The following is a 12,205-nucleotide window of genomic DNA, read 5'->3' on the forward strand; positions in this document are numbered from 1 at the left end:
TCTTGAAGCTTAAAAACCCAGGACTATCAAAGGTTTTGAAGGGGAACGACATCATCTTCAAGTCAGATAGATCAATGATTTCAACACGATATTTCGCGTGATCGCAATAATATGTGACTGTATTAAAGCGCGGTTTCCATGCTTCTACCACTTTGACGCCACAAAGCGAAAGCTGAATGGCCACATGGAAACAACGCCGGGGATTTGCAGGCAATAGCCATTCGGGCTGGTCTTATAAAATCCCGGCATGACTTGGATGATGAAAACAATGCTGGATACGCAACACTGGCTCCCGGTCGAGTTGCTCAATATTGGTTTGGCTGCCGCCGTTTTCTTCGCTTGCCTTGTTCACTCTTTGTGGAAGGCGGTCTTTGATGAACTCAACCCCGTTTTCTGGCGTCGCACCGCTGCGGTTCTCTGGGCGGGTGTCGTTATCGTTGCTTTGAGCAGCGGAATTGAAAGTTTCAACTGGCCACAGGTCATTGGCTGGATGATGGTGGCGGGCGGCGTTGCTGCGACGACCATTCGCACCGGCATGAGCTATTATCGCCAGTATTCGGCGCATAATGGTCGCCGTACAAAACTCACACATTCTCACACGTCTGGACGGTGATAGCCATGTTTGCAAAGACTGTTCAAATGCCTTTGCGCCAGCACCGTCCGCGTAGTCTGCGTTCGTTCTTTATCCGCGCTTTTGGTTCTGCACGATCCCGTAAATATTCGTTGAGCGCGCTCCAGAGCGGCAGTAGCCCAAAATAGGGCCTTCGGCTTCGGCAATTGCTGAAGCCATATCGTCGACATTTTCCTGCGTTAGCTGGCCGCCGATCACTGGAATATAATAGGTCTTGATGCCAGCCTTTTCAGCAACTTTTGCAACTTCGGCAAAAGAAGGCTGATCCTCGCCGCCTTCGCCATCGGGACGATTGCAAATGATCGTCTGAAAGCCTTCGGCCGCAATATCACGCACGTCATCCGGCGTGATTTGGCCTGTGACCGAATAGTTGTCGTCGATCTGGCGAATATCCATTCTTTTCCACCTAAAAATAAGCTGCGTCTTTTTCAGACCTTCTGAGGTTAGCTGATATAGCTTGTTTGCAAGGTGTATCGCAAGGGTTGAGCATGTTGCTTCAAAGTCGTTGAGGTGTGGCCCGTAAATGCTATGACAGAGGGTGAGTTTGCATGTGTTTGCGGGGAGAGCAATGATGATACATAAAATCAGCCAGAATTTGCCGCGTCTGACACGCCGACACTCCAATTATCAAGAAAGTGATCGTGAGGTACCTGAAGAGGTTCCGATTGCGATGAGCTACAATGGCTCCACACAGGCCGTAATGATGGCAACACCCGCTGATCTTGAAGATTTTGCCGTCGGCTTCAGCCTGACGGAAGGTATCATAAGTCAATTTTCGGAAATTGAGGATCTGAATATCGAAGTGCTCGATAAAGGCATTGATATTCAGATGCGACTGGTTGATGCGCGCAATGAAATGCTCACAGCCCGGCGCAGATTTATGGCCGGTCCTGTTGGGTGCGGCTTGTGTGGTATCGATTCCATTGATCAGGCCATCCGCCCGCTTGCCGGAATTGAAACACAAACAATGTTTGAAGCGGTTTCGGTCATCGCCGCAGTGAGTGAACTCGGCCGTTTGCAGCAATTGAATGCGCAGACTCATGCAGTGCACGGCGCTGGTTTCTATGTGCCGGGTGAGGAGCTTTTGATGGTTCGCGAAGACGTTGGAAGGCATAACGCGCTCGACAAACTGATTGGTGCATTGGCACGCGAAAATATATCTGCCAGCAAGGGTCTCGTCGCGCTGACAAGTCGTGTTTCTGTCGAAATGGTTCAGAAGGCGGTTATTCTTGGTGCGCCGCTGCTTGCTGCGATTTCAGCGCCCACTGCACTTGCTATTCGCACGGCACAAGCAGCCAAACTGACACTCGTCGCACTGGTGCGCGGCGACGATTTTGATGTCTACACCCACCCAGAACGCATCATCACTGAATAGCCGACCTCGCATTTGCAGGGTCGGCTGTCTTTTTAGGGGCATATGGTTATTGGAAAACCAACGCTCACGGTTTCGCACTCTGCGTTGGATTATACCAATGCTTCGATACGGGCGCGCTCACTGACGATCTGCAACGCTGCATGTGCAGCTTCGACACCCTTCACCTTGAAATGGTTGAAGAAGAAGTCGTGATGCTCCTTGCTGTCGTGATAATGATGCGGCGTGAGCGAAACGCTGAGAACCGGAACTTCGGTTTCGAGCTGCACCTGCATCATGCCATTGATGACGGCAGTGGCGACGAAGTCATGGCGATAAATACCGCCATCAATCACAAATGCAGCACCAACAATCGCCGCATAGCGGCCTGTCTTTGCAAGTGTTTTTGCGTGAAGCGGAATTTCATAAGCGCCGGGAACGTCGAAGACTTCGACTTCCACGTTGCTGCCGGTCTTGGCTTTGAGTTCAGCGATGAAGCTTTTGCGTGCTTCATCGACAATATCGGCGTGCCAGCGCGCCTGAATGAAGGCAATTTTGAAGGATGTCTTGTTCGGATAGCTCTGGTTCATAGGTTCCTCACGAAACTAGAATCAGGGCGCACAAAGGAACGCAAACCCGCGCGCAAGCCGAGTTTAACGCTCTTTCGCTCTCTTCCATCCGGACTTTAACCGTCGGCTCCGGCATCTCACCGGATCTGCTGACCCTGAAATCTTTACCCAAAAGGTTTTGGTTTCAGGCGCTCGCGGGCTCGAAGATCGCTCTTCATACCGCCGGTGGGGAGTTTCACCCCGCCCCGAGAACAAACCCGCACACCATTGTGCAGGTGAACGGAAATTATGCATTCTGATCGCGAATGTCCAGCCATATCACAGGAAATTTATACGCGTGCCTGAGTATCGCGGCGTTGATTTTTCTGCATTTTGACACCGAGATGAAATGTTGGCGCACGAAATGGACTTGAGGGGGTAAATGCCTCATTTTTCAACATTTTTTGGTTGTTTTTTTCAGCTGATGTCTTTCTTGCCTGCTCTATTTTGGGGTTGTCAGAGGAAATCTTATTGACACATATCGGGTGCATGAGCCTATGCTAGGGGCATATGTTGTCTTACGTTTATTTTTTCGGTCAAAAAAGACAACGTTGTCAATCGCAGGTGGAGCTGCGTGAATTACAGTGGGATGGAGGTCTCAAAACAGAGTGAAGGCTGTTGCGGGTGTGCGGGGCAAGGCTTCCGTAATCATCCGGCGTGTTTTGTTTTATGGAGTTCTACGGGAGGTAGACATATGCATAAATTTTTTAAAATAGCCGCAATGGGTACGGCAGCATGCGCAATGTTTGCTGCAATGGCACCGGTTGCAAATGCGCAGGACAAGCAGAACGTTGAAGTTCTGCACTGGTGGACCGCAGGCGGAGAAGCTGCGGCTCTTGATGTTCTCAAAAAAGATCTTGAGAGCAAGGGTATCAGCTGGACAGATATGCCAGTTGCAGGCGGTGGTGGTACGGAAGCTATGACCGTTCTGCGCGCCCGCGTTACCGCAGGCAATGCGCCAACTGCCGTTCAGATGCTCGGCTTCGACATTCGCGATTGGGCCGAGCAGGGTGCGCTTGGCAATCTTGACGAAGTTGCAGGCAAGGAAGGCTGGGACAAGGTCATTCCAGCGCCTTTGCAGGATTTTGCGAAATATGACGGTCACTGGATTGCTGCGCCCGTGAATATCCATTCCACAAATTGGATGTGGATCAACAAAGCTGCTCTCGACAAGGCCGGTGGTAAAGAGCCGACCAATTGGGACGAACTCATTGCACTTCTTGATAATTTCAAGCAGCAGGGCATTACGCCAATCGCCCATGGTGGTCAGCCTTGGCAGGATGCAACGATTTTCGATGCGGTTGTGCTTTCTTTCGGGCCGGATTTCTACAAAAAAGCATTCATTGATCTCGACCCGGAAGCGCTGGGCAGCGATACGATGAAGCAGGCGTTCGATCGCATGACCAAGCTGCGTTCCTATGTGGATGACAATTTCTCCGGTCGTGACTGGAACCTTGCTTCGGCCATGGTCATCGAAGGCAAGGCTGGTGTTCAGTTCATGGGTGACTGGGCAAAGGGCGAATTCGTCAAGGCTGGAAAAAAGCCCGGCGAAGATTTTGTCTGCATGCGTTACCCCGGAACGCAAGGCGCAGTAACCTTCAACTCTGATATGTTTGCTATGTTCAAGGTTGCTGAAGACAAGGTCCCAGCACAGCTCGAAATGGCCTCGGCTATCGAAAGCCCGGCATTCCAGTCGGCTTTCAACGTGGTCAAGGGATCGGCTCCTGCACGGACTGACGTGCCGGACACCGCTTTCGATGCCTGCGGCAAGAAGGCAATCGCTGACGTGAAGGAAGCGGCTGAAAAGGGCACGATGCTCGGTTCCATGGCCCATGGCTATGCAAACCCGGCTTCGGTGAAGAACGCCATTTATGATGTTGTGACCCGTCAGTTCAACGGTCAGCTTTCTTCTGAAGACGCTGTCAAGGAACTGGTCTCCGCTGTTGAAGGCGCAAAGTAAGTAAAAGTGAGCGCCCGGCACGTCCGGGCGCTGTCTTTCCAAGCATGACAATTCATTGAACTTTTGGCGGATTTTTCGCTGAATAAATTCATTGCAGTGAACGGCAGACAGAAATGCCGTTGAAACAATAGCCCGCATCAAGAGCGCCGCGATTGAACGGCGCCGGGTGCGCAGCGCAGAAATGGGTGGCGCAGACATGAAGCGTAACAGCCGACTACAGGAACTGGTGCCCAAGCTGGTTCTGGCGCCGAGCTTTTTGATCGTTCTCGTCTTTGTATATGGTTTTATTATCTATACGGGCGTTCTTTCTGTCACCAACAGCCGCATGTTGCCCTCTTATGGCTTCGTTGGTCTGTCGAATTACCAAAAGCTGTGGGCCTTGCCACATTGGTGGCGTGCCGTCACAAATCTCGCGATCTTCGCATCGCTTTACATCATTATCTGTTCGGTCATTGGCCTGTTTCTGGCCATTTTGCTGGATCAGAAAATCCGTGGCGAAGGTTTTTTGCGCCCGATCTATCTCTATCCGATGGCGCTTTCCTTTATCGTTACCGGCACCGCTTGGAAGTGGTTTCTTGATCCGGGCATTGGACTTGAACACACGATGCGGCTATGGGGCTGGGAGGGTTTTACCTTCAACTGGATCAAGAGCAATACGATGGCGATCTATTGCCTCGTGATTGCGGCGGTCTGGCAATCCTCAGGCTTCGTCATGGCGATGTTTCTTGCAGGCCTGCGTGGCGTTGATAATGAAATCATCAAGGCCGCGCAGATTGATGGTGCTTCAACGACAACGATTTATCGCCGCATTATTATTCCGCTGATGCGCCCGGTCTTTCTGTCAGCTTTCGTGGTGCTCGCCCATCTTGCGATCAAGGCCTATGATCTTGTGATTGCATTGACGGGTGGTGGACCGGGACAGGCAACTGAACTGCCTGCAACTTTCATGTATTCCTATACTTTTACCCGCAATCAGATGGGTATCGGTGCGTCATCAGCAATTATCATGCTGGTGATGATTTTCTCGATCATCATTCCGTATCTTTATTCCGAATTGCGCGGAGGCTCACGCTCATGAGTGTCCAGACCCAGGAAAATGCGATCAACAGTGGTAAGCTTACACGCGCCCTGATTTATTCGGCGCTGCTGCTGTTTGCGATCTACTACCTGTTGCCGCTTTATGTGATGCTGGTGAATTCATTCAAACCGCTGGAAGAAATTCGTCAAGGCGGCATGTTGAGCTTGCCGCAGCAGTGGACGGTTGAACCATGGCTTTCGGCATGGTCGACTGCACAGATCGGGGTGCAGCCGACCGGCCTCAAGCCATTTTTTATCAACTCAATCCTGATGGTTGTGCCAGCGGTTGCGATCTCAACAGTCGCGGGCGCTTTGAACGGCTATGTGCTCACAAAATGGCGCTTTCGCGGTTCAAACATCTTCTTTGGATTGCTGCTGCTCTCTTGCTTCATTCCGTTTCAGATTGTGCTGATCCCGATGGCACGTGTGCTTGGCATGCTCGGCATTGCAGGCACAATATGGGGTCTGATCCTCGTTCACGTGGTCTATGGTATCGGCTTTACAACGCTCTATTTCCGCAATTACTACGAGGCATTTCCGACCGAGCTGGTGCGGGCTGCGCAGATTGATGGAGCAAGTTTCTTCCAGATTTTCTGGCGCATTCTTCTGCCATCCTCAGGCCCGATCATTGTCGTCTCGGTTATTTGGCAGTTCACCAATATCTGGAACGACTTTTTGTTCGGTGCTTCTTTTTCAGGCGCACATTCAACGCCTATGACGGTCGCACTCAACAATCTCGTTTCCTCCTCCACTGGCGTCAAGGAATATAACGTTCACTTTGCAGCAGCCATTCTGGCCGCTCTTCCGACGCTGATCGTTTACATCGTTTCCGGGCGCTACTTCGTGCGCGGTCTGATGTCCGGTGCCGTTAAGGGATAAGTCTCATATGTCATTTTTGAAAATCTCCAATCTCTACAAGGCCTATGGCAGCGTCTCCGTGCTCAAGGACATCAATATCGAAATTGAGGAAGGCGGATTTCTTGTGCTGGTTGGCCCTTCGGGTTGCGGCAAGTCCACTTTGCTCAACACGATTGCCGGTCTTGAGCCCATTACGTCTGGTGATATTTCGATTAATGGTCGCTCAGTATCAGGTCTGCATCCTTCGCAGCGCGATATCGCGATGGTGTTTCAATCCTATGCGCTTTATCCAAACATGACCGTGGGCGGCAATATCGCTTTTGGTATGGAAATTCGCAAAGTACCGAAGGCTGAACGTGAAAAGGCCATTCAGGAAGTCGCCGATATTCTGCAAATCGGTCATCTTCTTGATCGCAAACCAAGCCAGCTTTCCGGCGGTCAGCGTCAGCGCGTTGCGATGGGGCGCGCTCTGGTGCGCAACCCGCAGGTCTTTCTGTTCGATGAACCCTTGTCAAATCTTGATGCCAAGCTGCGTGTCGATATGCGTACAGAGATAAAGCGTTTGCATCATCGCATGAAGACCACGATCGTTTATGTCACGCATGATCAGATCGAAGCGATGACGCTTGCAAGCAAGATTGCGGTCCTCAAGGACGGAATCTTGCAGCAGTTCGGGACGCCCGCCGAAATTTATAACAATCCCACCAATATGTTTGTTGCCGATTTCATGGGCTCGCCTGCCATGAACCTTCTTTATGCGAGCGTCGAGAAAAATGGAGAGGAGCTTGCCATTCTGCTCAAGCAGGGCGACGGGGAGGTCTTGAAGCTCCCTGTCAAGAATGCGCCGAAAACTCTTGTTGATCATGTCGGCAAGGAAATCATCTTCGGCATCCGTCCAGAAGCGTTGACCGATCCCGATGGCGCGGATCGCAATGCGCGTTCTGTTGTCGAAGGGAATTGCCTCATTGACGTGGTCGAACCTGCTGGTTCCGATACTTTTGCAGTGACGCGCATCGGTGGAAAGCAAGTGGTTGCGCGGTTGCGTGCGGATGCGCGGATTGATGCCGGGCAGCGCTCACCGCTTGCGTTTAATCTGGATAAGTCGGTGTTTTTCGATCCAAAGAGCGAAGAGCGTATTCGGTAGTCATGACAGTCACACACTTTGAGCTTTTGCAGGCAAATCCCTGGAATGGCATTCGCGGCGACTGGATCTGGGACGGCGCATGCAGGTGCGTATGACCATAATGAAATTCTGAAGAAGAAACTGCTTAAGGGTGTTTGCACGACATCTATTCTCGGATCGTAGCGAGAATAGAAATCAGTCGGGTAGAGTGCTTTCCCCGCGAAGGCGGCTCCCACTTTTCCGCGGCATGCTTTACAAATGAAAAGAGTGTTCCTGCAAATTGCAGGAACACTCTTTTAAGACTTGCCTGGAGGGCAAATAAAACTTCACGGACGCAGCGGTTATCGCAGAAAGTCCAGCCCAAGAAGACCAATTGCCAGCGCTGTATTCAACGAAATGATCATCATTCCATAAACGATGGCTGTTCTTGTAATGTCATTCATTTTCTACCTCCTTGAACCGCGACGCCTCCACATCGGATTCTAAAGCACGAGAACTATAACGAAATGTAACAGCCTGTTACGCGATGCGCAACCCATTTTACACAAATGTGAACGAATGAAAGATTGCGTGAGGTGTCTTTGAACATGCTGCCAACATGCCGTGCGCTGAATCGGACGCTCTATCTCTTTGTTTTTACATATTTCATTATGGGGAAGCGGTTGCCACTTTTCATCGCAAGGCTCTTGCGTGTAAATTATCCTATACTCACCGCATTGTTACATACAATTGCTTGGAAAATTTCGAGTTCTCTATAAATAAAGCGCGTGAGACAATTATTAATGGCAGTATTTAAGTAACTGCTTTTATTCGGATTTAGTCGTGAACCGCATCGTTCCTCTCGTGCTGGCAATTGCTCTTTTCATGGAGCATATGGATTCGAATGTTATTTCTACATCGCTTCCCGCCATCGCTGCTGATATTGGCACAAGCCCAATCGCTTTAAAGCTGGCATTGACCGCATATCTGGTTTCGCTTGCGGTGTTCATTCCGGTCAGCGGATGGATGGCTGATCGATTCGGCGCGAAAAACGTGTTCAGAGCGGCAATTGCGATATTTGTGGTTGGTTCTGTGGCATGTGCTGCTTCAAACTCGCTTGCTGCATTTGTCGTGTCGCGTTTTCTGCAAGGGATGGGCGGTGCAATGATGACGCCTGTGGGGCGTCTGGTGCTTGTGCGCTCAACTCCGCGAAGTGAACTTGTGTCTGCGATGGCGTGGCTGACAGTCCCAGCAATGGTTGGGCCATTGGTTGGCCCCCCGGTCGGTGGCTTCATTACAACCTTTTTCTCCTGGCACTGGATATTTCTGATTAATGTGCCGATTGGAATATTGGGTATCGGGTTTGCGACCCGTTTTTTGCCGGACAATGACGAGCGCATTTTAAAGCCACTCGACTGGGCCGGCTTTTTGCTCTCTGGTATTGCAATGTCAGGGGTGGTGTTTGGTTTGTCTGTTGTAAGCTTGCCAGCGCTGCCTCCGGTGATCGGTCTGATCATCGTTGCTATTGGACTGGCCTCGACGATTGGCTACATTATCCATGCGCGGCATAACGAACATGCACTTCTCAATCTGAAACTCTTCGACAATCAGGTGTTTCGTTCGGCTGTTCTGGGCGGCAGTGTTTTCCGCTTTGGCATTGGAGCAATTCCCTTTCTGCTGCCGCTCATGTTCCAGCTCGGTTTCGGCATGACGCCGTTTCAGTCCGGCATGATGACGTTCGTTTCGGCCATTGGCGCTATCAGCATGAAATTTGGTGCCAGACGCGTTTTCAACCTGTTCGGGTTTCGCCGAACCCTGATGTATGGTTCACTGATTTCAGCATTTTTCATTGCAGCCAATGGGTTTTTCTTCCCCGATATGCCTTATGGTTTAATTATTGGGTTTCTGCTGATTGGTGGTTTTTTCCGTTCGTTGTTTTTCACGGGCGTAAATGCGCTGGCTTTTGCGGAGATCCCGGATGACAAGACCAGCCAGGCAACCCCCATCACCGCAGTCGCGCAACAGGTTTCCATTGCTCTTGGCGTGGCTCTTGCAGGCGGTATTCTGGAAATGAGCACGGGTTTGCGTGGAAAAGGGCTGGAGCTGGCCGACTTCCATATCGCGTTTTTCGTGGTTGCCGCTGTTTCCGCGATGGCTTTCTTCTGGTTTGTAAGGCTCTCACCCGATGCAGGCCATGAATTATCCACGCCTGTTACAAACAGAAAAAAGACCCGCGAAGCTGTTGCAGCCGAAGCTGCGGACAGCATTGCCGGAAAATAAAGTCAGCCTTTAAAATCGCGGGCCAGCAGATAAAGCTCGACAGATTCCGCACGCGACGCTGGCGGCTTGATGTGGTGTACGGATTTGAATTTCTGTTTCAGCATGGCCAGCAAATCGTTTTCGGTGCCACCCTGGAACGTTTTGGTGAGAAAATGCCCGCCCGGTTTCAGCACGGAAACTGCAAAGTCTGCCGCAACTTCGCACAGATGGACGGTGCGAAGATGGTCGGTACGACGGTGCCCGGTGGTGGGCGCTGCCATATCGGAAATGACCAGATCTGGCTTGTCACCCAGCGATTCCATAAGTTTGTCGGGAGCGGTATCATCGAGAAAATCCATCTCAAGCAAAATGACGCCGGGCAGTGGATCAACATGCAGATAGTCAATGCCGACAACCAACGGGTTTTCATCGGTTGAGCCAACAATTTTGGCGGCAATCTGCGACCAGCCGCCGGGGGCTGCACCCAGATCGATAATACGCTGGCCCTTTTTCAACAGGTCATAGCGATCATTAATCTCAATGAGTTTATAAGCTGCACGTGAGCGATAGCCGTCCTTCTTTGATTTGTGAACGTAAGGGTCGTTGAGATGTCGCTCCAGCCAGCGACGCGACGATTCCTTGATGGTCCCGGCTTTTTTCTTCACGCGAACACGAAGATTGCTTGTGCCAGCGCCACCGCGTCCGCCGGTTTTCGTGCCGCCCTTGTTTCCGCCTGCTTTGCTCATCTTTAATGCCTGTTTCTTAAGTCGGGTTTGCCGCCGGTCTTGGCGATCTGAGCGCGGTTATGGCGCCAGGCACCGTCACGCGACATGAGTTCGGTCAATATGCCTTCGCGCAAACCGCGATCAGCAACAAGAAGTTTTTCACTCGGCCATACATTGCGAATGGCATCAAGAATAGCACAGCCAGCAAGAACGAGATCTGCGCGGTCCGCGCCAATGCAGGGATTGGCAACGCGGGCGTTGAAATCCCATGACAAAAGGCGGCTCGTCATCTGTGTAACGTCATCGGAATTCATCCACATGCCATCCACCCGACGACGATCATAGCGTTCAAGCCCAAGATGAATGCCTGCAAGCGTCGTAACTGTGCCGGAGGTGCCCAGAAGATGAAAACGCGGGCTGGTTGCAAGACTGCCAAGGCAATGGCGTTCGGAAAAACTGGATAACAGCTCCGTTACATGCTCCACCATTGCGTTAAAACTTGCTTCCGTGACATCGCGTCCTCCAAAACGCTCGGCAAGCGTAACCACGCCGACCGGAAGTGATGTCCATGCCATGATATGCTCGGCCAAACGGGGCGAGCGACGCTGCGATATGTCGATTAAGGCAATTTCCGAAGAACCGCCGCCAATATCGAACAATACAACCGCTTCCGTTTCGCGCGCCACAAGGGTTCCACAGCCCGACACAGCAAGGCGCGCTTCTGTCTGACGATCAACGATCTCCAGCTCAAGCCCTGTTTCCTGACGAACGCGATTAAGAAACGCCTCGCCATTTTCCGCTGCCCGACAGGCCTCGGTCGCGATCAGGCGGGACCGCCTGATCTTGCGTGCCGCAAGTTTATCCCGGCAGATTTTGAGCGCATCAATCGCGCGCTGCATGGCATGCTCGCTCAATCGACCTGTTGCGCTCAAACCTTCACCAAGACGGACGATTCGTGAAAATGCGTCCACCACGCGAAACTGGCCGGGACGGGTAGGTGACGCGATCAGAAGGCGGCAGTTGTTGGTGCCAAGATCAAGTGCTGCATAAAGTGGCGCTTCCTGCACATTGGCGCGCAAGGTGTGTGCACCAGCATTGTAGCGCTTGGGCGGCTGGACTGCGGCGCTGTCAGAGCGCGGAGCAGTGCTTTGTGCCTTCGTTGCGTTGTCAGTGTGCGCGGGTGCTCCCGCTTGCTGACGTGCCTGCTTTTTCTTGCGGGCGCGTCGGCGACGATTCGATAGCTTTCCAGCGGGTTTGCCTTCGGCAGATTTTGCGTCAGCCCCGGGAGGGGCTGCAACAGCCAGCTTTTGCACAGGCGTCTGCGCATCACGAGAAGCCTTGCCGCGATTGCGGCGGCGCGCGCGTTTACGCTGGCTTTGAGAGCCCTTGTTTTCAGTGTCTGAGCGTCCTTGTTCGGAGGCGCTGGATGCCTTTCCGACTTCTGGAACGGCTTGCTTGCGCTGTTTGCGCTTGCCGTTCTCGGACGGATTCCGGGTCTGTGTATTGCCCGTTTGTCCGCCGGACGCCCCTTGTTGCGCCAATCCTGCAGGGCGCTCCTCGGGGTTTTTCAAGGTTTTTATCCTTATGGCGCCGCGCGAACCTGAAAGGACGCAAGCATGGCGCTTCAATTTTTA

11 protein-coding genes and 1 riboswitch are annotated in these 12,205 nt (G+C 52.0%); of the genes, 7 read left to right on the plus strand and 4 right to left on the minus strand.

What is annotated here, in order from left to right:
* Nucleotides 1-247 precede the first annotated feature (247 nt).
* Entirely contained in the window at nt 248-613 is a 366-nt protein-coding gene (locus OPR82_RS07445) for a hypothetical protein (RefSeq protein ID WP_265984032.1), read from the plus strand.
* 69 nt (nt 614-682) lie between these two features.
* Here the strand turns inward: OPR82_RS07445 and OPR82_RS07450 are convergent, their stop codons facing one another.
* Nucleotides 683-1,027: a TIGR01244 family sulfur transferase gene (locus tag OPR82_RS07450; protein ID WP_265984033.1), complete on the minus strand. Its 345-nt coding sequence runs from the start codon at nt 1,025-1,027 to the stop codon at nt 683-685.
* A 172-nt stretch (nt 1,028-1,199) separates the two neighbouring features.
* Between OPR82_RS07450 and fdhD the strand changes: the two genes are divergently transcribed.
* Nucleotides 1,200-2,006, plus strand: a complete 807-nt coding sequence (gene fdhD, locus OPR82_RS07455) for a formate dehydrogenase accessory sulfurtransferase FdhD (RefSeq protein ID WP_265984034.1) — start codon at nt 1,200-1,202, stop codon at nt 2,004-2,006.
* Between the two features lie 89 nt (nt 2,007-2,095).
* Here fdhD and OPR82_RS07460 read toward each other — a convergent pair whose 3' ends face one another.
* Nucleotides 2,096-2,572: a 6,7-dimethyl-8-ribityllumazine synthase gene (locus OPR82_RS07460; protein WP_265984035.1), complete on the minus strand. Its 477-nt coding sequence runs from the start codon at nt 2,570-2,572 to the stop codon at nt 2,096-2,098.
* Between the two features lie 72 nt (nt 2,573-2,644).
* Nucleotides 2,645-2,808: riboswitch (FMN riboswitch) on the minus strand.
* A gap of 476 nt (nt 2,809-3,284) precedes the next feature.
* Between OPR82_RS07460 and OPR82_RS07465 the strand changes: the two genes are divergently transcribed.
* The 5 genes from OPR82_RS07465 (at nt 3,285) to OPR82_RS07485 (ending at nt 9,867) form a co-directional block, all read left to right on the plus strand.
* The gene (locus tag OPR82_RS07465) at nt 3,285-4,550 is read left to right on the plus strand and encodes an ABC transporter substrate-binding protein (protein WP_265984036.1); all 1,266 of its coding nucleotides are present in this window, start codon (nt 3,285-3,287) and stop codon (nt 4,548-4,550) included.
* Nucleotides 4,551-4,746: 196 nt separating this feature from the next.
* Complete coding sequence (locus OPR82_RS07470; RefSeq protein ID WP_265984037.1) at nt 4,747-5,628, plus strand: carbohydrate ABC transporter permease; 882 nt, start codon at nt 4,747-4,749, stop codon at nt 5,626-5,628.
* Complete coding sequence (locus OPR82_RS07475; RefSeq protein WP_265984038.1) at nt 5,625-6,506, plus strand: carbohydrate ABC transporter permease; 882 nt, start codon at nt 5,625-5,627, stop codon at nt 6,504-6,506. The genes OPR82_RS07470 and OPR82_RS07475 overlap by 4 nt, the downstream gene beginning before the upstream one ends.
* Before the next feature lie 7 nt (nt 6,507-6,513).
* The gene (locus tag OPR82_RS07480) at nt 6,514-7,629 is read left to right on the plus strand and encodes an ABC transporter ATP-binding protein (protein ID WP_265984040.1); all 1,116 of its coding nucleotides are present in this window, start codon (nt 6,514-6,516) and stop codon (nt 7,627-7,629) included.
* Nucleotides 7,630-8,430: 801 nt separating this feature from the next.
* A complete protein-coding gene (locus tag OPR82_RS07485) occupies nt 8,431-9,867 on the plus strand; it encodes an MFS transporter (RefSeq protein WP_265984041.1) in 1,437 nt (478 codons plus the stop codon).
* A 2-nt stretch (nt 9,868-9,869) separates the two neighbouring features.
* On the opposite strand, the gene OPR82_RS07490 is transcribed toward OPR82_RS07485, so the two are convergent.
* Both OPR82_RS07490 and OPR82_RS07495 read right to left on the minus strand, forming a co-directional pair.
* Nucleotides 9,870-10,592 carry an RlmE family RNA methyltransferase gene (locus OPR82_RS07490; protein WP_265984042.1) on the minus strand — a complete coding sequence of 241 codons (723 nt, stop codon included), beginning with the start codon at nt 10,590-10,592 and terminating at the stop codon, nt 9,870-9,872.
* Between the two features lie 2 nt (nt 10,593-10,594).
* A complete protein-coding gene (locus OPR82_RS07495) occupies nt 10,595-12,142 on the minus strand; it encodes a Ppx/GppA phosphatase family protein (RefSeq protein ID WP_265984043.1) in 1,548 nt (515 codons plus the stop codon).
* Nucleotides 12,143-12,205: the final 63 nt, after the last annotated feature.

The sequence above is a fragment of the Ochrobactrum chromiisoli genome (assembly GCF_026241335.1).
In the GTDB taxonomy this organism is placed as follows: domain Bacteria; phylum Pseudomonadota; class Alphaproteobacteria; order Rhizobiales; family Rhizobiaceae; genus Brucella; species Brucella chromiisoli.